The organism is Paraburkholderia sp. GAS448, assembly GCF_050435685.1.
Classification (GTDB): Bacteria; Pseudomonadota; Gammaproteobacteria; order Burkholderiales; family Burkholderiaceae; genus Paraburkholderia.
Map to the genome: position 1 here is coordinate 372682 of NZ_JBNDKT010000003.1, position 20874 is coordinate 393555.

The 20874-nt window shown below is 61.6% G+C and carries 15 protein-coding genes; 9 read left to right on the forward strand and 6 right to left on the reverse strand.

The genetic code is table 11. From position 1 onward, the window contains the following. Positions 1–82: 82 nt before the first annotated feature. From P3T23_RS08090 to P3T23_RS08105, 4 genes are all read right to left on the reverse strand, one after another. Positions 83–1252: an acyltransferase family protein gene (locus P3T23_RS08090; RefSeq protein ID WP_429315654.1), complete on the reverse strand. Its 1170-nt coding sequence runs from the start codon at positions 1250–1252 to the stop codon at positions 83–85. Between the two features lie 118 nt (positions 1253–1370). Then, positions 1371–2501, reverse strand: coding sequence for an acyltransferase family protein (locus P3T23_RS08095; protein WP_429315655.1), 1131 nt, complete (start codon positions 2499–2501; stop codon positions 1371–1373). Between the two features lie 239 nt (positions 2502–2740). Then, positions 2741–4210: a flippase gene (locus P3T23_RS08100; RefSeq protein WP_429315656.1), complete on the reverse strand. Its 1470-nt coding sequence runs from the start codon at positions 4208–4210 to the stop codon at positions 2741–2743. A 221-nt stretch (positions 4211–4431) separates the two neighbouring features. Further along, positions 4432–5709: a glycosyltransferase family 9 protein gene (locus P3T23_RS08105; RefSeq protein ID WP_429315657.1), complete on the reverse strand. Its 1278-nt coding sequence runs from the start codon at positions 5707–5709 to the stop codon at positions 4432–4434. Between the two features lie 412 nt (positions 5710–6121). Here P3T23_RS08105 and P3T23_RS08110 point away from each other — a divergent pair, with 412 nt between their 5' ends. From P3T23_RS08110 to P3T23_RS08120, 3 genes are all read left to right on the forward strand, one after another. After that, the gene (locus tag P3T23_RS08110) at positions 6122–7384 is read left to right on the forward strand and encodes an acyltransferase family protein (RefSeq protein WP_429315658.1); all 1263 of its coding nucleotides are present in this window, start codon (positions 6122–6124) and stop codon (positions 7382–7384) included. 270 nt (positions 7385–7654) lie between these two features. Further along, the gene (locus P3T23_RS08115; protein ID WP_429315659.1) at positions 7655–8728 is read left to right on the forward strand and encodes a glycosyltransferase family 2 protein; all 1074 of its coding nucleotides are present in this window, start codon (positions 7655–7657) and stop codon (positions 8726–8728) included. Next, complete coding sequence (locus P3T23_RS08120) at positions 8721–9185, forward strand: GtrA family protein (RefSeq protein ID WP_429315660.1); 465 nt, start codon at positions 8721–8723, stop codon at positions 9183–9185. The genes P3T23_RS08115 and P3T23_RS08120 overlap by 8 nt, the downstream gene beginning before the upstream one ends. Positions 9186–9229: 44 nt before the next feature. On the opposite strand, the gene P3T23_RS08125 is transcribed toward P3T23_RS08120, so the two are convergent. Then, complete coding sequence (locus P3T23_RS08125; protein ID WP_429315661.1) at positions 9230–10894, reverse strand: hypothetical protein; 1665 nt, start codon at positions 10892–10894, stop codon at positions 9230–9232. A gap of 176 nt (positions 10895–11070) precedes the next feature. Next, positions 11071–12858, reverse strand: a complete 1788-nt coding sequence (locus tag P3T23_RS08130) for a glycosyltransferase family 39 protein (protein WP_429315662.1) — start codon at positions 12856–12858, stop codon at positions 11071–11073. Positions 12859–13229: 371 nt separating this feature from the next. On the opposite strand from P3T23_RS08130, the gene P3T23_RS08135 reads away from it, so the two are divergent. The 6 genes from P3T23_RS08135 (at position 13230) to P3T23_RS08160 (ending at position 20656) form a co-directional block, all read left to right on the forward strand. Further along, entirely contained in the window at positions 13230–14381 is a 1152-nt protein-coding gene (locus tag P3T23_RS08135; RefSeq protein ID WP_429315663.1) for an acyltransferase family protein, read from the forward strand. A 231-nt stretch (positions 14382–14612) separates the two neighbouring features. Further along, positions 14613–15377, forward strand: a complete 765-nt coding sequence (locus tag P3T23_RS08140; protein ID WP_429315664.1) for a hypothetical protein — start codon at positions 14613–14615, stop codon at positions 15375–15377. Between the two features lie 200 nt (positions 15378–15577). Then, positions 15578–17470: an alpha/beta fold hydrolase gene (locus P3T23_RS08145; RefSeq protein ID WP_429315665.1), complete on the forward strand. Its 1893-nt coding sequence runs from the start codon at positions 15578–15580 to the stop codon at positions 17468–17470. Next, complete coding sequence (locus P3T23_RS08150) at positions 17467–18291, forward strand: class I SAM-dependent methyltransferase (RefSeq protein WP_429315666.1); 825 nt, start codon at positions 17467–17469, stop codon at positions 18289–18291. Before P3T23_RS08145 ends, P3T23_RS08150 begins: the two co-directional genes overlap by 4 nt. Positions 18292–18539: 248 nt before the next feature. Continuing rightward, entirely contained in the window at positions 18540–20105 is a 1566-nt protein-coding gene (locus tag P3T23_RS08155; RefSeq protein WP_429315789.1) for a mannose-1-phosphate guanylyltransferase/mannose-6-phosphate isomerase, read from the forward strand. Continuing rightward, positions 20102–20656, forward strand: coding sequence for a flavin reductase family protein (locus P3T23_RS08160; RefSeq protein ID WP_429315667.1), 555 nt, complete (start codon positions 20102–20104; stop codon positions 20654–20656). The genes P3T23_RS08155 and P3T23_RS08160 overlap by 4 nt, the downstream gene beginning before the upstream one ends. The last annotated feature ends 218 nt before the right edge of the window (positions 20657–20874 follow it).

A 20874-nucleotide genomic window follows, 5' to 3' on the forward strand; every position in this document is an offset into this window, starting at 1 on the left:
CACGATAGTTGCCTTGATGTGGGCGTGGTACATCATGCGGTGATATCTCATGGGCAAACCCGCACGCCAGTTTTGGCTTGCGTCAACGCGTACGGCGTGCGTGGTCCGCCCGTGCCAGATATTCCGTTGCCGGCGCGGTCCGCTGTTTTGCCGCCCATCTGTTGAAGACATCGCGAAACGGCACTTCGATGAATCGGTAAGTGAATCCCGAGACCACGATGAGTGTCGCCAGATAAGCCCCCAGAGTCACGATGCCGAATGCCGGTCGGGACGAGCTTTTTGCGACGAGGCCGAACACGTAAATGAGCGCCGGGTGCAGCAGATAGATCGAATAGGACCGCTGGCCAAGCATTTGCGCCGGGACGCTCGTGAGACACCGGGCGGCGAAGCCGCGGTCGGAAGAGAGCGACAGGATAAACAGCGCGAAAACAAACGGTAACGCGAGGGCGAGTGCAGGCGCATGCCCGAGCGCGAGGAAAATGGCCGCGACCGCGAGCAGCGCGCCAGCCTGCAGCGTGTTTGCATGACGCCGCATATGTTGTGCGGCATGGAACGTGAGACAGCCCATGAAGAACGATGCGATGCATCGCGTCAGGCCGAAATCGTAGGTGATATTCAGACATTCGAAATTCGCGATGCAATCGTGCCACGCGAGGCTTGCCCAGCAGGTGATCAGGTATGCCGCGGCGCTCAATGCAATGAAAACGGCAAGCCGCGCGCGTCCGGAGATCGCGATGCATACGCCCGCGAACAGCATGTAGGTGTAAAACTCGGTGCTGATGCTCCAGCTGACGTAATTGAGAATCGCCTTGTCGAACATGCCGAGGCCGTGCGTCATGGTCAGCGTGGCCAGGATCTCTGCACCCGAAGGCATGTAGTAGCGGAGCGATTCAGGACTCTTGAAGAGGTTCTGCTGACCAAAGGCTACGAGAAGATGTTTGAACAGCGCATGCAGATTGGGCAGGAGCACGTAAATCGCTGTCGAGAATATGAGAAGCGGAAACAGCCGGCCGAAACGCCGGATAGCGAAATTCCAGAAGGCATTGCCGCCGTTGAGCCGCTCTGTGTAAGCAGCGCATATGACGTAGCCGCTCAGCACGAAGAACAGGTCGACGAACAGGTAGCCATGCTTCACGAACACCGGATAAGGCAGATCGAACGGCATGAAGAGACTGAAGTGATAGACGGCGACCAGCAGGGCCGCGACCCCGCGGGCACCTTCAAATGACTCCACCACCGGATGTTCGCGCATGAGTCTCTCGCATTGCTTGACTTTTATCTGGGAACCGGGCGAAGCCCAGTCCTTTTTGTTCTACCCGGACGGCGTTCACGCTGAAGCCCGCCGCCGATGGCACAGCCCGGTTTACAGCTCAGGCTCGCGGATTCCCCGCTGTGCCGAGCCACGGCGAGCGCAGGGAACCCAGCGTGTGCAGCATGGGCCGTTCGATGCGGATGTGAAACAGCACGGAGGCCAATACGGCGCTGCTGATTGCAACGACAGAAGTCACGAGCGCGCCGCTCACACCTCTGAGACCGAGCCAGACCATGGACTTCACGACCAGGCTGATGAGCGGATAGTGCAGCAGATAGAGCGCATAGGAAGCGCCGCCGAGCAGTTGCCACGCAGCCGCGCCGCCATACGCAGTGCCTCGATCCTCCGTCGTGACGACGCCGAAAATGACCAGCGCACTGGCCGTGCCGTGCATCGCGATCAGCATGTCGCCACCATGGGGAACGGCTTTGCCGAACATCTGCCAGACCACGGCGGCGAGAAAAATGCTGACACCCAGCGCGAGCGCCCCACGTTCGATCTGTAGCCAGCGCAGTCCTCGAACGGTCGCGCTGCGGCCGGCCTTGCGTTTCGACGCGCTCACCCTGCACAACCAGGCGGTCAGGCCGCCCAGGGCGAACAGCAGGATCCGTGGGTCGGCGGCGAAGCTCAGCGGGAAGCTGCAGACGTTGGTCAGGCATCGCGTGAAATTTGCCGCCCAAAGCAGGGCAACCAGCAGGCTCGCGGCCGGCGACACAATCGCCAGTGCGATGAACGCGTAAAACGTCACTTCGAATTGCAGAGACCATGCCACGGTGAGAACCGGTGCGCCGGTTCCTCCCACCACCGTCGGATCGAGCGGTACGAGCAGCAATGCCTTGATCAGCGTCCACATGTCGGCGGGTAAGATCTGCCGTAGCGCCGGCACCGCCAGCGCCGCGCAGGTGACTATGGCGAACACGGCCCAGTACGTCGGATAGATGCGCAATGTGCGCTTTGCCAGGTAGGGGCCGAGCCTTTGCGGCCGGCCGAAGTCCCGTCCGTGGATCCAGACCATGATGAAGCCGCTCAGCACGAAGAAGAAATGGACGCCGACCCAGCCGCCGAAAGCGAACGGGTTGCCTGGCCAACTCGCACCGAAGTACCGGGCCATGGAGATCATGCCGCATGCGTGGTAGCACACGACCATCAACGCCGCGATCCCCCGGCACGCTTGCAGCGATTTGTACATACCCGATTCCCCAACGTATTCCCAACACTGTCGGCGATGCTGCGTGTATCGTCTGTGCGCGTCACCACATGCGACACCCCGGGATTCGGCGATGGCTGAACCGATGCTTGCGGCGACGATCTCTGGCTCGCGGCAGAGCGTGACGTACCGTGCGGCGTCGACCGTCGAGGCCTCATCGGGCACGCGCAGCGGCCGCCGCGTCGTTCAGGTACGCTGGTTCGTGGGCTCGTCTGGATCGCCTAGGCGCGCCGCCAGGAGCGATATTGCAGAAAAACCGCGGACAGCCTGTTCAGCAGGCGGGCTCGCCATGACGGCTCCGCCTGGGCCGCCCACGCGAGGGCGAGGCTGACCATGACGATCCACGAGACGTTGCGAGCCGCCGAGGTCCACACGAATAGCTCCGTGGCGACGAACGCCGCAAGGATAAGCAGTGCCGGCACAGCCAGAAAGCGTGCGAGCCCGGAACCGAGACGTGCCGCCATGAACAGCAGGACGGTCTCGGCGACGTAGCGCAGCGTCCAGGAAAACGCCGCGCCGGCCAGACCGAATGTATGCAGGGTCCACCACAGCAACGCGACGAGCGGCACGACCTGGGCGGCGTGAAGGCGCGCGACGACACCTGGCTTGCCAGTCGCTGTCAGATGGCTGCCGGGAATATGGGCCAGCGAATTTGCCCACACGCCTATCAGAATGATTTCACCGATGGAGGTTGTCTGCGAAGCGAAGGCGTGTCCGACCCACAGATGCAGAAACGGTTGCATCAGGAAGATGCCGAATACGATCAGCGGTGTGATCAAGACGCAGAGGCCGCGCGTCGCACGCACGGCAAGCTCCACGGCGTCGTCCTTTTCGAGCGCAGACAGTCTCGGAAACAGCGTGCGGGAGAATACAGCGGGGAAGATCTTGGCCCGCACTGCGAGATTGAACGGCACCTGATACCAGGCAACGGCCTGCGGCCCGAGAATGCTGCCAATCATCAGACGGTCAGCGGAATCGAGCAGCGGGCTCGTGAAGTTACTGACCATCACCCACGCGCCGTACGAAAACAGTGGCTTGAGATGCCGTCGGCCGGGGCCGGCGGCGAAGCGCAGGGGAAACACCCAGAACGCCACGGCGATCAACAGGAGCAACGATGTCGAACTGCCGATGATGGCCGCGCGAATGACCACCTGCAACTCCGGCTTGATCAGGATGGCGCACAGGAGCGGCGCAGTCTGGAAGATGAGCACGCCGACGAACTGCACGGTGTTGAGCGGCCCAAACTGCTCGCGTCCAGACAACGCCCCGGTAAACACGGCGGTGATCGTTGCAATCGGCACCGCGCAGGCGATCCATGGCATTGCTGCCAACACCTCGGCATTGATGGCGGGCGCGATATGGAACTGCGCGAACAGCAGATGGCCGACGAAAAACAGGACGAGCCCGCCCGCGGCTCCCAGCGCCGCATTGAGCAACAGGGCGGTCCACAAGACCGACTCGCGTTCGGCCGCCGATACTCTGGACAACTGGGCGATGCGGTTCGACGTCGCGGTGGACAGTCCGAAATCGAAATAGCCGAAATAACCTTGCAAGGTCCACACGATGGCTAGTACGCCATACCGCTCCGCTCCGATGTGCTTGAGATAGAGCGGCACCGTAACGAAAGAGACGATCAGCGGCAATGCGCTGCCAAGAAAGTTGACGACTGCGTTTCGTTTCAGGCTGGGCATTGAGGAGCGCATTCCATCTCTCTATAGAGCGATCTGATGAGGTCGCGGAACAGGTGTTGTCCGCTCACCGTGGCTGAATAGTGCGCGTCTGCCAGCGCCAGTTCAGCGGTACGCCGCACACAGGAGCATGCCACTACTCGATTTCGATCGACGTCACCTCTTATCTGCAACGTCTGGTCCCCCTTGATCCCGAACGTCTTGCGTTGCCTGGCGACGCCGGATCAGTCGAACCCGGATACCGACAGGACGGCGTTGCTGCGGACGTCGACGTACTCCCGGACCTTGTCCAGCACGGCCCGTACAACCTGGTCGACCTCAGGCCACGTCGGCGCCGGCTCACCAGGCGCGGCATCCGCCGGTCCGACACTGCTGTACGGCGCCGGGTAGCCCCAGACCACATCGTGGCCCTTTGCGTTGGCCACCGTACCGCCAAGTACAGCGACGGTAGGGCGCCGGAACGCGGCTGCCACATGCAGCAGCATGGATGAGTTGGTGATCACCACGTCGGCTTGCTCAGCCAGCGCGAATGTGGTTCTCAGCGATGTACGGCCGACCATCGAACGTACGCCTGCATCGGCGCCACTGTGTGCGATGACCTGTGCGGCCCTCGCTTCCTCGGCGGGGCCTCCGATGAGGATAATGTCACTCTCGGGGAGCGAACCCGCTATCTGCGCGAGTGCTGCCCCCATGGCTTCCGGAGCCCAACTCTTGTCCGGCAATCCGGCGGCGCATCCCACCAGCAGACGCACCGGTCTTTGATTTGCAGAAGTGCGCTCTAACCAGATGCCTGTTGCCAGGCGGCGTTCTGCATCGGTCAGGTAGAGCTGTGGCCGGGCTTCGGGCAGATCGCGCGCACCGATCAATTCGGCTTGCGCGAGCGCGGCGCGGGCAACATGGATGTTCGGGGTGAATTCGATGTGGGCGTGGCATCCGCTCCAGCCACCGCGATAGCCACGTACGCCGATGCGATGTCGTACGCCGGCGCGCAGCATCAGCATCAGACCGAGATGGCTACCGAGCACGTCGATGCCGACGTCGAATCCGTCCTGCCGCCGCAGCGCCTCGACCTGTTCCGAGCGCCAGATGAAACGCAGCGCGTTGCGCAGCGACTGGTCCTGAATGATCTTGTTGTGCCAGGGCGCGTCGATCTCGGCGATCTCGTCGACAAAGGGATTGTTCTCGAGGACCGCGCGACCCCACCGGCCGACGCCTGCAATCAGCCGGGTCGAGGGGAAACGTCGCCGCAACGCCTCGAAGATCGGCGTGGTAGTGAGCAGGTCGCCGAAATCGTTAGGCCGCAATACCAGGATCTCGCGCGGAGCATTTCGGCGCGGATCGATGCCGGATGGCCGAAGCCGTCCGGCAACCCAGAGTGGTGCTTCGATGAGCGAGCCTTTCCATCCCATTTTGCGCTCCCTTAGGCGGGCCTGATCTGATGCACTGTTATTGGCTGCTGGCGTTTTGCAAAACGGCGTTCCTGCGTCCGCCGTGTTAGCCATTGTCCGGCTTTGCCGCAGTGCAATGTGTTGGCGAGCGTACAGATATGCGGACCTCGTCCGGCGGTCGCGCCATATCGTACAGGAGGAGGGTTCTCCGCACGGGTTGCACCTGATGGGGGCTGGAACCTGGTAGGGGCTGGACTCAGGATCAGGAGCCCGGGAGCCGTCGCGAACCGGTTGCCTGTTTGTGTGGGGCAGCGCCCATTTCGCTATGCAGGCCATGCCGCATGATTGTCATGGGAGCGACGGCGGCGGGACTGGCTCCCTGACCGCACGTCTCCGCTCAGTTCGCCTGGTGAAGGGTTGCGTGGGCATGTCTGCGCCTCTATCGCGCGAGCGGCTGCTCCGAATGCAGGCCAGGGATGCCGGAAACCCCGGGGGCGCCGTCGGGATATTCGATTGAGGACTTCAAATGAGCGCTCCTGCTGGCGAAGCAGACCCCTCTCGATTGACCTACCTCGACGGATTGCGAGGATGGGCTGCAGTGGTAGTGCTGTTCTGTCATGTGTTCCCTTTCTACCTGCTCCGGTCAAATGGGCCGTCCGCCGACGGAGCCAGAAGACTCCTGGCTCAAGGGGCCGTCTGGGGCCATGTTCAGTATGCCGTGGCGTCCGTTGGCATAGTGCTGTACCGGTTCCTGACCGATGGGCTTACCGCGGTCTATGTCTTCTTCGTTTTATCCGGATACGTGCTGTCGGTGGGGTACGTCCAGAGCAGACGGCGGGAAATGATCGCCGATCAGGCGCTGCGCCGCTATATCAGACTGACAGTGCCGATTTTCTTTGCCTGCTGTTTTGCGTTTGTTCTTTTGAAGTCCGGGTTCATGTACAACCAGCGCGTCGCGGCGATCTCCGGGAGTGACTGGATTGGGGAGTTCTACCGGTGGCCGGCCGATCTGTACGGGCTGCTCAGATTTTCCCTCTATGAGGTGTATTTCGATTACTACCACAGCAATTCGTTTATTTTTGTCCTCTGGACAATGCATCTGGAGTTCTTCGGGTCGTTCCTGATTTTTTGCCTGCTGTCTCTGTTCGGCGATCTCGAAAGGAGATGGATCCCATATTGCCTGGCTTTTGTCGCGGTCTGGTTTGTCAACCGGGAGTTGATTTCGTTTGTGATGGGCTTGTTCATTGCCGAGTTGTATCAGCTCGGCAAGGTCAGGATGTGGCTTGGAAAGAAGAGTTCGAAGATCGCTGTATCGGTTATGTTGCTGCTCGTTCTGGTCTCGCCGGAATTTGTATTTCATTACCTGCCGCGCGATATATGGAGCACCGTGTCTTCCGTGACCGCGACAATCATTGTCGTCTCCATCATGATGCTAAGGCCGCTGCAGATCATGTTTTCGTCCCGTATTTCGAGGTTTGTCGGGAAGATTTCCTTCTCTTTGTACCTGATGCATCCCCTCGTGATCTGTTCATTTGGGTCGTGGTACTTCATCGCGTTTTATGCGCATCTGAGCCGGCCCGTCCTGATTGCGTCCTGCGCGGTGTCGATCATCGTACTGAGTGTCTTTTCAGCCAGGGTGTTCGTGATCCTCGATTCATGGGGCGTCAGAGAGGCAAGACGCTTCGCCAGTATGGTGCTGCGGAGGGCGCCGGCAATCTCCCGGCCGGGAGTGGCGGTCCCGCGCTCCGGGCCGGCACATGCCGGCAAGTCGGTCGGCGTCGCTGACTGAGCAGGCGCTTGCGCGCTCCGAAGATCCCCGCGCGCAGCGAGGCGATGCAGGACGCAGTATCTGCTGCACACGTTGATTGACCGGCAATGTTGGGCTGCGAACAAACCTGCGTCCCCCTCTAGATTACATTGGTTCGTAAGCTCGGGGCTGGGTGGGCGTGCAAACGGGTGTGTCCAGCGTGGCGAACGAGATATCCACCCTGCCTGCTGTCCAGAACCCGGTCGCACGGCAACCAAACTCAACAGCCTTGGCAGGTCCGAGGGGACGATCATGAACTACGTGGGCCGCGAACAACTGCTCGGTGCTCCTCTGCTCAGAGAGATGTACCCAGATCTGCCGGTTCAGGGCGAAGCCCGCACAGTGGCGGCACCGATTGCGACAGTGGCCACTGCTGAGATCCCGCTGCTCTCGGTTGTCGTGCCGTTCTATAACGAAGAGGAAATGATCAGCAAGTTCTTCGAAGCAACATTGCCTGTGCTCGAAGGGCTGGACAATCTCAACTTCGAAATTGTCTGCGTGAATGACGGCAGCCGCGATAGCACCTTGTGCCGGTTGCTCGCGCGCTCGGACGCCGACAACCGTATCCGCGTCATCGACCTGACGCGCAATTTCGGCAAGGAAGCCGCGCTGTCGGCGGGGATCGATGAAGCCGTCGGCGACATCCTGATCCCTTTCGACGCTGACCTCCAGGATCCGCCGCATGTCATCCGGTTGCTGGTCGAAAAGTGGCGCGAAGGCAATGACGTCGTGCTGGCCAGACGCAGCAACCGCGACTCGGATTCGTTTCTCAAGCGCCGCACGGCAGCAATGTTCTACCGTATGCATAACGCCGTGTGCGATACGCATATCCCCGAAAATGTCGGCGATTTCCGGCTCATCACACGGGAAGTGGCTAATGCACTGAAGAAGCTGCCTGAAACCCGGCGCTTCATGAAGGGGCTGTTTGCCTGGGTTGGCTACCGCACGGCTGTCGTCGACTATGTGCGTGAATCGCGAGCAGCGGGGCAGTCGAAATTCTCGGGGTGGAAGCTCTGGAATTTCGCGCTTGAAGGTTTTACGAGCTTCAGTACGCTGCCGCTGCGCGTGTGGACCTACATCGGCACGGCGATCGCAGCGATCGCCTTTTTGTACGCCGGGTTCCTGATCGTCCGAACCCTGATTCAGGGGGTGGCGGTGCCCGGTTACGCATCGATCCTGACGGTCGTATTGATGCTGGGTGGCGTGCAGCTGATCGGCATCGGCGTGCTCGGCGAGTATATCGGGCGCATTTATGCCGAGTCGAAAAAGCGTCCGGTCTATCTGATCAAGAACCGTTACCAGAGTGCCGGTGCAAGTAATGCGTGATGGTCGCGTCGTGCTGAAGTTTGTCACGTATGCCAGCATCGGCGCGGTTGGCACACTGGCTCAGTACGTGGTCCTCGTCGCAACCGTGGCTTCCGGGCGGGCAGGGCCGGTTGCCGGATCGGTCTCGGGCGCGGTGGTCGGCGCTCTCGTCAATTACTGTCTGAACCGTCGGTTGACCTTCAGGGCGGCCGGCAGTCATCTGAAAACCCTGCCGAAATTCGCTGCGACAGCGTCCCTTGGTGTGCTGGTCAACGGCGTCGTCATGAAGGTGCTGACCGACGACAACCGTGTGAACTACATCATTGCCCAGTTCATCGCGACAGGGCTGGTGCTGGCGTTGACTTTCCTCATCAATTCGGCATGGACGTTCAGGCAGCCACGGCCGAACGGCTCAACGCTATTGCCGGCGCAAGCCGCAAGAACACAGCCGGTCCAGACAGGCGTCGACGGCAAGTGACGCGGGGAAGGCCCGGGCTTGCGACTGGTCAGCACATCCTGCATTCAGTAAGACGCAAGACGCGCATCGTCGTGCGTCAGCTTTTTCTCCCACGCCATCCTGACCAGTTCGATGTAGGTTCGCTGCCTGACGTGTATCGTCCAGATTCCTTTTTGCAGGGGCAGTTCAAAGAAGGGTGTGCCTGTAACAGGCTGGGACACGACGCCATGGCTACTGACCGCGGTGACGTCGAGAAAGGGCGTGGCGAACTGGTTCACCCGTACCACACCCGGGGATTCACACCTCGCGTTGATCGTCAGCTTGCGGAAATAGGGTACCCGGGGCACGTTGTCGGTACTGCAACCCCCAGCGCTCTCGACCAGTAGTTCGCGGGGGGCGGGGAGAATCGAAGCGGCCTTGATGGCCAGGATGTTCGGCGTCGCGCTGAGTTGTTGCTGATAACGCGCGGGAAAGAATTCGCCCCCTGCATCGGGGCCCTGGCCGGTGTAGGGCGTTTCGTGTCTCAATTCAGCCGGGGAAATCGCCGTGCGGATCTGCTGCAGCGAATCGATCTTCCCCACTGCATGGATGACGGTAATCGTGAGCAAACCGATTTGCGCGATCCGCTTTGTTGTGGGGCGAAGCTGCTCGATCATGCCTGCGAAGGCAACGAACATGAGCGGCGTGGAGACCGACAACAGGCGCCACGGAAACTGCACGAAATCGAACATCGCTGACAGTCGCCAGACAGGCGCAGTGAGCCTCGTCATGAACAGTGTCAGCACAAATGCCGCGATGCCCGTCGTCAATACGACGGCTGCGAGCCGATGCCGGCGGGAGCGGAGTTGAAGTGCCAGTCCAGCCAGCAGGGTAAGAATCGGCCAGGCGAACCACGATCCCGGCTTGGGAGAGAAGATTCGTATCAACGGAACCGCATTATCGGCCGGCAGACCGTGCAGCGTGGCCTGTGCGGGGCAAAACCAGGCGCTCCATACCGTGAACGGCACATAGACCAGCACGAGAAAGATCAAAAGCGCGCCGCCGCTGGCGACGAGCAGCGCGACGCCAGCGCGGGTCGAGCGGACGAGCAGATAGAATCCGCACAGGATCAGAAGTCCGGTAGCCGCAACGAACACCACGAGATGCGCGAGCAGCATCAACATCAGAACGGCGAATAGCCTGAGCGCCGCGGCAGTCCTGCTTTTGTTCATGAACAGGTCGAGGACGAAGGCGAGCGCTAGCGGCACGAGGGCGGTGGCCGAGTATTCGGCCACCGCCCCGCGTTCGATGACACAGATGAGCGAGTAGGGTGACAGCACGCATGCGATGGCTATCACCAGGCTGCCGGTGCGATCGGCGCCGAGTCTCGCTGCGCACTGGTAAGCGCCATAGAACATGATCGCGGCGAACAACAGGACACCCAGGCGGAAGCCCGTGACGATGTCCCCCGTCGCTATCGTGAACGCCGCCGCGATGAGGTTGAACAGTTTATGGTAGAAAAACGGCATCGGTGATCCGAAGCCATTGGCATCGACCGGTGTCCAGATCGAAACCAGGTCGCCAGCCTTCAGGGCAGCGACCCAGGCTTCGATGTGCGAGAACGAGACGTACGTGTCGTGTCCGTTGACGATCGGCCCCAGCAGCACTGCCGCCGCGCACACGAAGATCAAAAGCAAGGCGAAACAGGCGGGATAGTCGGGGCCGCTGGATGTTTCTTTCAATGTGCTCATGTATTCGCGCATGGTGCAGTCCGCTTAAGGCGAGGCGTCGGCATGGCATCGTGGCCGGGGTTGATTGCCCGCTTCCGGCTGCGGATACAGGCCGCAGAAAGGGTCAACAGAGACCGGCGGCGAGTCGACGGGTCGAGCGTCGCGCTCGCGGGAACTGGTTGAGCGCGAACAGCCATCTATCTGTCGAAGTGTGTGATCTGCAGTCCGCCGAAATCGACCGACGAGATGGGTGCTCCCCGCTGGCGGTACACCTCGTCGGTGACAATATTCATCTTGCCATCAGAGCCGGGCCAGGCGCCGACGAACCACACCCGCTTGTGGGTAGCGAGTACCCGGTCGATTTCCGCACGGTCGCTTTCGATCGCGGCGGGTGCGCCCTTGTTGCTGCCGAGGTAGGTGCGATTGAGACCGACCGCGGGATAGCGCGCCGGGATGGCCGCGATGTCGAATTGCACAGGCTGCTGACGCGCGTAGTAGTGCAGGCCGACTTCACCCTCGTTTGAATAGAAGAGCACGACGTCGCCCGGGCGGTAACCGGCGGCCAGATAACGCACTGCGTCGCGCAGATCCTCCGTGGCCGAGCGCAGATACCCGACGCTCTGGACGGTGCAAAGGACAAGCAGAACGGCCAGCAAGGGGTATCTGACCCGTTCCATTTTCCCGGGAACATATAAGCCCAACGCAACAAGAAAGAGGAAGGCGGGGGCCAGCCATTCGAATGTGCGCGTCACGAAGATCGGCGTGTACAGATAGGACAGCACGAACACGATGGCTACGGGCACGAACAGCATGGTTGCCATGTACAGTGCAATCGCTTTGCTTGATCTCCAGATCGAGAGCCAGGCGATCGAGGCGAGGAACACAGCTGGAATAAACGCGAACTTGCCCCCGGCTGCCAGCGTGTACGGCCAGGTGATCATTTTGGGCGATATCGTGACCCAGAACGCAGCCGCAACGGTTCGGCTCTCGATCATGAGGATCGGGATGCATGGGCTCCATATCAGTAACGCGAGGGCCAGGGCCTTGACGGCGAGAAGCAGATCCTCGCGTCTGTAGCGCGAGAACAGCAGGATCGCCGTGAAAATTGCGATCCAGTTGCAGAAAATAATGAATGGGCTTGTATTGTGAAGCCACAGAACGATGCCGCCGGAAATCCCGGACATGAGACAGAGCAGCGTCGCGCCGCGTATCTTTGAGGTCGTGCGTTGCTCGTCGAAAAATCGGCGCAGCAGCATCACCGAGCTCAGGCCGAGAAGGGTGACAAACAGCGTTTGCAATGCGTAGGGTCGCGCCTGTTGTGCGTATTCGATGCTTCCTCCATTCAGGGCCAGCAGGAGGCTCGCCACGATGCCCACCCGGTCGTAGCGTTTTCCGAGTCCCAGCAGGCGCGGTGCGAACGCGGTCAGCGCCACGGTCCCAAGGCTCGCGAACACGGAGAGCGAACGCATGCCCGCTTCCGAGGATCCGGCGAGACCCATCCAGAGCTTCAGCAACGAATAGTAGAAGGGCGGGTGCGTCTCATAGAACGGGGTCTGGGTCCACAGGTCCTTCCATGAAAGACTCGAAAACCAGAAGCTGTACGCCTCATCCATCCAGACGGAGCGGTCGGCAAGCGTAATCATCCGGAGGATCAGGGCCAACAGGACAACCCCAGCGACAGCCGGTAAGAACCCGTCGATCGATCGGATGGCTGCCCGGGCCTTGCTGCGCGACGCGTTCTGTCTGCTGGCAGAAAGGACTTCCTCTACTGTGTCGCGTTGACTGCTTGCTGGTGCTTGCGTCGTTTCAAGATGCATCATATCGGGAGCCCTGTATGAATGTGTCCGGCAACGCGAAAGAGAAAGTGATCCGTAGAGCGGCAAGACGGGCGAAGGTGCACGCGTCGACGGCGAATGGCGGGCTATGCGTCCGGCGGCAAAGCGGATAGACCCCTGCCTGATGCTCAGAGTGTGCCAGCCGCGCATCGCGATGTTTGTGCGTCTGCGCACTCAGGTTCGCCGTCGCGGGCTTTTCGCCCGCAGCAGTGGGAGAACCGCGCGCGCCCTCAGCGAGCGCCGGATCACGCAGGAAACCGGAGAACCCGGCCGGAAGCCGGGCAGGCGCTCGTATTTGCGCTCATATCGTTGACTTATCAGTCACGTCATCACGGCGTGGCGGCGAAGCTGTCGAGATCCGGTCGGGGAGCCGAGACCCGGAAGAAGCGCTCAAATACGCGACGAGGGTTCGCCAGGACACGGAAAAAGCGACGCATGCGCGCGATCATCTAGCGGAGAGATTGCCCGGCAGCATCGTCCGAGCCACGATGCTGCGTGCTCATTGGCTACGCGGAGGCCCAATGAATCAGGAGATGCGCTATCAACAGCTCGACGCGTTGCGCGGCGTCGCCGCACTGACCGTCGTGATCTCGCACTTCTCTCTGCTCGGCCCGTTGCCCATCTTGCGCCACCTCCCGCTGCGCCTGTTGTGCGGAGGGCATGCGGCAGTCGTGCTCTTTTTCACGTTGAGCGGGTTTGTGCTGGCGCTACAGGTCAATAATGACCGCAAGCTCAGCTACGCCGAATATATCGTCCGGCGCGCTTGCCGGATATACGTTCCCTATTTCGTCGCGGTGATCGTTTCGTATGTCGGTTTTACCGTGTTCAATCATGGGCCGGTGAACTGGGCCGGTGACTGGTTCAATAACTGCTGGCTGGCGACGCTGGCCGACATCAGTATCGCGCGGCATCTGCTGTTTGTTTTCCCATTTGAAACGTACAGGCTGAACCCGATCCTCTGGTCACTTGTGTATGAGATGCGCATTTCGCTGTTCTTTATGCCGGTGGCGCTGGCGGTGTTCAGTATGTCGAGCTGGCGAGCGCTCTGCTGTGCCGCACTGTTGTCAATTGCCGTCTGCGTATACGCCACGGGTTCCGACACTCACGTGTTGTTTGGGAATGTGCGTGGCGAGTGGCTGCCCACGCTGCATTACCTTTTGATGTTCGTAACAGGCGCTGTGCTGGCGAAACATCGTCGCTACATTTCGGCCCGTCTTGGCGGGACACCAGCGGCAGCGCGCATCGGAATGATCTTGCTGGCAGGTTCGGTAGTCCTGTATCTGATCGCAGAACGGCTTTCGTATTTCGCGCCGAAGATTCCCGGCGACTTTGTGTTTGAATGGCTCGTGCTGATCGCAGCGAGCGGGATCATTTCCTGCGCGGTAGCGCTCGCACCGTTCGCCCGGTTTCTTCAACTCCCGCCGTTGCCGTTCCTTGGAAGGATTTCGTACAGTTTGTATCTGTACCACGCCGTCGTGCTGTTTGGCATCGTCCACTTCGTCGGGGAGCGGTTCGGCCCCGCGATAACATTGACCCTGGCTGCCGCGCTCATCGTCCCCGTGAGCTACGCGGGCTATCGGTTCGTAGAGCGTCCTGGGATGCAGCTCGGTCATCGTCTCGCGCGAAGATTCCAGGCTGCACGCGTGCTTGCAGAGTCGGTACCCAGGAGTTGAGAGCCGGCTGAAGGTGGACCGGCGGGTTGGGCCGGCCCATGCTCGTGCATCTCGTCCGATAGTGGCGCGAGGTAGCGTCGCGCATCGGCATCGTCTCTCTGGGTGCGATACCGAACTGACCAGGTTGGTCCTTTCCCGCACGATAGACCGAGGCGGCTCAAAGGGTAATCGGGCAAGGCACTGGCCGCGCATGTCTTTCGTGTGTGGTCGTCCTCAGGGGAAGGAAGCAACATGAATCGACGAGAAGAGCAGCATATTCTGCTTTTGACAGCCACGATCACGCCGCTGCCCGGCATTAACAATCTTGCCTATATCGATCCTGCTAAACGGCTGCGTGACTACGAAGTCGCGCTGGAGCACTACCTCACGCGGCGGCGCCCTGGTGAGCGGATTGTCTTCATCGAAAACTCCTGTTCCAGCCTTTCAACGCTTGAAGCGCTCGTCCATCGCATGAATGCGATGGAGGCCGTCGAGTTTTTGAGCTTCGACGGCAATAACTTTCCGCCGACGCATGGGCGCGGTTACGGCGAATTCAAGATGATCGACCATGCGATGGCGAATTCGCGGACCATCCTTGGCGCGAGCGACGCGGATGTCATCTGGAAAATCACCGGCCGCTATATCGTTGAGAATCTGCACAGTATCGTTGACACCCGCCCGGCCGGCGTTCCGCTCTATTGCAACTATCGCGATCATCCGAAGAAAGGCTGGATGGACCTCTATCTGATTGCCTGGACGCCGGCTTTTTACCGAGAGCATCTGACCGGCGTCTACAACCGGCTCATCGACGATCCTGACGGGCGGCCCGTCACGGCAGAGCAACTGATGCGCGAATACCTGACCGAAATGCGCTTTCCGGGGCCGTTCCGGTTCAGAAGAACGCCGAAACTCGTCGGCATTCGGGGTGCGGACGGCAACGGCTACCACCTGAGCGGGCGTGGAAAATACCTGTTGCGCAATTCACTGTCGAAGGTTGCCCCGTGGATCTGGGTCTAGGCGAACCCATCACCATCGTCATGACTGGCTCGATCGTGCTGCGCCGGTTCGGGCCGATGTGTGAGAGGGCGCACAGATACGCGAACGTAATCTTGGTGAAATCGTCGAGAAATTACTCTGCATGACCGTTTATCGGAATGACGCGAAGACAAGTGGCCTTCCGTGCGCATTTCGGCATTGCCAAAGCATAAGGATTACATATGAGACCCGTCATCTTCGACGGCTGCTTCGGGTGGCTTCATCAAGCGCCGGGACGACACGGGGTCGTCCTCTGCAACCCGTTTGGATATGATGCGCTCTGCACGCATCGCGGCTGGCGTCGACTGGCTGAGCGCATCGCGGAAGCGGGGATGCCGGTGCTGCGCTTCGACTACCCGGGCACCGGCGATTCGTCGCGCAACGAGGACGATCCTGGGCGAGTGGATGCGTGGATCGACAGCATCGTCGCCGCGGTCCGTCATCTGATTCAGGCCACGGGCGTCAACCGGGTGTCGTTGTGCGGGCTGCGCCTTGGCGCGACGCTGGCGGCGCTGGCCGCCGAGCGGCTCGGCGATATCGACGGACTGGTGCTGTTGTCGTCACCGCTGTCGGGCAGAAACTATCTGCGCGAATTGCGGGCGCATCGTCAGAGCTGGATGAGCACCACTGCCGGCATGAATGCCGATTCCATTCCCGATACCGAGGCTTACGTTGAAGCGTTCGGTTTCGGGTTTCATGGCGATGACATTGCAAGACTGGGCGCGATTGATCTTCGCGCCGACACGCGATCGCCCGCGCGACGCGTCCTGCTGCTCGACTCGAGCGATCGTGCACGCGGCACCGCGCTTGTCGAGCACTATGCGTCGAATGGCGTACAGGTCGAACGGCATGCCTTCGAGGAAGCCGACCGCTTCTTCGTTGAAGCGTTGTACAGCGAAGAGCCCGTCAATGCCTTCTCGATCGTCGGCAAATGGCTCGGCAAAGTGGCCGATTCCGATTCCGATGCCGTCGCCGCGACCGCGGCAACAGCCGACGCGCTCAATGCGCAGCAAGTCGAGATGGCCGCTGGTGCGTTCCATGCGCAGCCGCCGCGACTCATACTGGAGCGCGAACAGGCCAGCGAACATCCGGTGCTCTTCGGCTGCCACTTCGGCATCTATTGCCGTCCCGATGTGCCGCGCGAGGGCGTACCCGCGGTGCTGTTCTTCAATACCGGCGCCAGTCATCACATCGGCGACGGTCGCATTTTCGTGCTGTTTGCGCGGGCGCTTGCGGCTCAGGGAATTGCGTCGCTGCGCATGGATCTGGGTGGTCTTGGCGACAGCACACCCGCCGTGCCGGCGGTCACGCTGGACATGATCTATTCCGCCGAGTCCGCAGCTGGTGCGATGGCGGGGGCGGACTGGCTGGTGCACAACGGCTTTCCTCGCGTCGTCACTTTTGGCGTATGCGGCGGTGCCTTCGTGGGGCTGCATGCCTGCGCGGCCGACCCGCGCATTGTCGGATGCTTTGGCGTGAATTTGCAGAAATTCATCTGGGACGGCGCGGATCGCACGCCAGGGACCGACGGACTGGCATCGACCCGCGTGCTGCGCCGCTCGGCCCTGCGGCTCGACAAATGGATGCGCGTGCTGCGCGGTCAAACGTCGATCGTGCGGGTGGTGCGGGGGCTCGCCCAGCGTGCTTCGCGGAGAATGTGCCTGCGCGTCGCGGAACTGATCGACGATACGACCGGCGTGTCGATCGCACCGAATCCGGTGCGCCGCCTGCTCAGCCAGCTCGATGCGAAAGGCGCGCAGGTGCGCCTTGTGTATGGCGATTTCGACCTGGGCCTCGACGAACTGAAAATCCAGTTTGGCCCGCGTCTGCGTGCCCTTCGCCGGTTCTCGCGCGTGAGCGCGGTGACCTTACCCAAGCTCGACCACGCACTCTTCACGCGCCCCGCGCGGGAAGTCGCGATGGCCGATGCACAGTCGTGGTTCTTTGAGCGCTTTGTCAGGGCGCCAGCGGTGGAAACGAGTCCCGATGAACGCCAGGCCATTCCGATGGCGGGCCGGCGATCGACCGGGGACCATGTAGCTTACGGTTCATATCCAGATGGAGCGCCCCAATGAACATCCAGCTTCCGCTTGACCGGATCAATCAGCGCGCGTGGAATTCCCGCGATGCCTTGCGCGAATTTACAACCGAAAAGAGGTGGACGGACCCGGGTGAGGCGTCCGCGTTCGACTGGGTTACCGACGAATGCCGCGGCCAGCCGTTGCTCGATATCGGCATCGGCGCCGGCCGGACAATACCGCTGATGATGCATATTTCGTCGGACTATACGGGCATCGACTACACGGAGGCGCTGGTGGAGAAGGCGCGCGGGCGCTTTCCTGGCCTCGATCTGCGTCATATGGATGCGCGCGACATGTCGAAACTGCCGTCGGATCACTACGGCCTCACGGCGTTCAGCTGGAACGGAATCGACTGCGTGAACTACGAAGACCGCGAACAGATCCTGAAGGAAATGTATCGTGTGACGAAGCCAGGTGGTCTGGTTCTCTTCTCCAGCCACAACCGCGAAGGCCCGGGTTTTCAGGAAAGCGTCTGGAAACTGCTGCCGCGCTTTTCTCCGAACCCGTTGCGCTTCGGCTGGCGAACGCTGCGTTCGATGCGGGTGCTGCCGCTTGCGAGCTACAACTATCTTCGCCATGCAAAGTTCCATCGCGACTATGAAGGCTATTCGATCAAGACAGCGGCTGCGCATATGTTCGGGATCGTCATCGTCTATACGACGCTGCCTGAGCAGCGGCGTCAGTTGACTTCGATCGGCTTCGAGATCGATGCGGTGTTCGGCAGCTGCGACGGCGTGCGCATTCATGCCGAAACGCAGAGCAGCGACGCCTGGTGGTTCCACTTCATCGCACGTAAGCCTGCCCACGGCGCCTGAGTCGATGCATCGTTGCGCCGGCGGGCGTCCGGCGTTCCTTCGGTGTGCGGCGTTCGATCTACCCATACGAATAATGTCCCGAGGCAATGTGGGCGCTCGAACAGAGCCCCGCGTGCGCTCTCTGATTCAATGAGACTGTGATGGGGTCATGAGGCGGTTGCCCGCTCCATCGACGCATGTCCACTGATTCCCGCTTCTGAAAAACTGATCGCACCGCTTCGGGAGAGCGACGAATGAACGATTTCGTGTTGCCTGTCACGCTCGAGGCCCGTGCAAACGAGGCTCAGGCGTCGTGCACCGTGCAACCGGTGATACTGGCGGGAGGCTCCGGTACACGTCTATGGCCGCTATCGCGCGAGCAGTGTCCGAAGCAGCTGATCGGTCTCATCGACGACGAGTCGCTGCTCGAGGCCACGCTGAAGAGACTCGATCACGCTTTCATGCCCGACGCTCACGCGCCGTCGGCGCAGCGCTGGGTGAAGGCCGCGCCGCTCGTCGTGTGCGGAGAAGATCTGCGCCTGTTGACCGTCGACCGCCTCGAACGATGTGGTAAAGCCTTTCACATCGTGCTCGAACCGGTGCCGCGCAACACGGCGCCTGCGCTCACGATCGCGGCTCTCGCCTCGCAGGCCGATGCGCCGCCGGGCAATGATCCGGTGCTGGTGGTGATGCCGGCCGATCATCTGATTGCCGACTGCGCCGCATTTTCGGTTGCGCTCGAGCATGCCGTCGCTCACGCGGCCGCGGGCGCAATCGTCGCGCTCGGCGTGCCGCCGCAGCGCGCGGAAACCGGTTACGGCTACATCCGTACGGGCGCGGCCCAGGGTACCGGCGGCGCCCGTGCCATCGACCGCTTCGTCGAGAAGCCCGATGCGGAACTCGCGGCGCACTATGTGTCGTCGGGCGAGTTCTGGTGGAACAGTGGCATCTTCGTCGTGCGCGCATCGGTCTGGCTCGATGCGATCGCGCGTTGCCGTCCAGCGATCGCCGAAGCGTGTACGAATGCGTTCGCGCGGGCGTCGATCGAAAGCGACGGCGCCCTGCGTCTCGATCGCGCGACGTTTGCGAGCTGCCCGTCGGATTCGATCGACTACGCCGTGATGGAACAGATCGGTGCCGACGCGAGGCTCGCCGGCGTGGTCGTGCCGTTTGTCGCGGGCTGGTCCGACGTGGGCGCATGGGACGCTGTCTGGGACGTGTCGAAGAAGGACAGTGCGGGCAACGTCGCGCGCGGGCGCGTGCTGTTCGAGGGCGCGACCGACAGCTTCGCGCATTCCGACGGCCGGCTCGTCGCGTGTGTCGGCGTGAGCGGCGTCGTCGTGGTCGAGACGGCGGACGCGGTGCTCGTTGTGGCGAAAGATCGTGTGCAGAACGTGAAGGCGATCGTCGGCCGGCTGAAGGCAGAGCAGGGTCCGGAGGCGAAGGAGCACCGCAAGGTGCAGCGGCCGTGGGGCTGCTACGACTCGATCGACCGCGGCGAACGCTTTCAGGTGAAGCGCATCGTGGTGAAGCCTGGTGGGCGTCTGTCGCTGCAGATGCATCACCATCGCGCGGAGCACTGGGTGGTCGTGCGCGGCACCGCACGCGTCACGCGCGGGGAAGAGACTTTCCTGCTGTCGGAGAACCAGTCCACCTATATCCCGCTCGGCGTCACCCACCGGCTCGAGAATCCGGGCAAGACGCCGCTCGAGATCATCGAGGTGCAATCGGGCAGCTATCTCGGCGAAGACGACATCGTGCGCTTCGACGACCAGTACGGACGGGTCGCGCAGCGCGAGACCGGGACGCGGACCGGTAACGGGGATCAGCCATGAACGCGCGAACATTCCCGGTCAGCGAAGCTGTCTTCCCTGATCGTGCGGCAAGCGATGCCGCAGCGGAGCCGGTTTTCGACCAGCGCCACTTCCGTCGAGCGCTGGGGCGCTTTGCGACCGGCGTCGTGGTGATTTCGGCCGGCTCGGGTGAGCACCTTCATGCGATGACAGCCAACGCCTTCATGTCCGGCTCGCTCAAGCCGCCTCTCATCGTCGTGTCGGTCGGGCATCGTGCACGGATGCACGAGCGGCTCATGCAAACCCAACTGTTCGGCGTCAGCGTGCTGTCGGACGAACAGGAACCGCACAGCCGGCACTTCGCCGGCGAACCGCAGACCTGGCTTGCGCCGCGTTTCACCGAAGTCGACGGGCTGGATGGCGTCGTGCTGCTGGACCGCGCGGTGGCGCGTTTTGCCGCGCGCGTCGTGGACCGTCACGCATGCGGCGACCACACCCTGTTCGTCGGCGAGGTACTGGTGTTTTCGCTCGACGAACACGCCCCTCTCGTATTCTTCGGCGGCCGTTACGCATCGGTCTCCCGGGATCAGTGAGCCATTGCCGGGCGATTTCGGCCGCGAGCCCGCCTCACGGAGCCGGACGGCCGCTCCTCATCTGTCGCGCGCACATACCGCAGATCGCCGGTGCGAGGTGTCGCCGCGCGTCGCGCGATGCAATTTTTCCATGGCTTATCCCACTCCGAGGCAGACTGGGCGCGCGTTGCTGCGCCCCGCGTTACACAGACGAAACAATTTGTCAGAGGGATAACCCT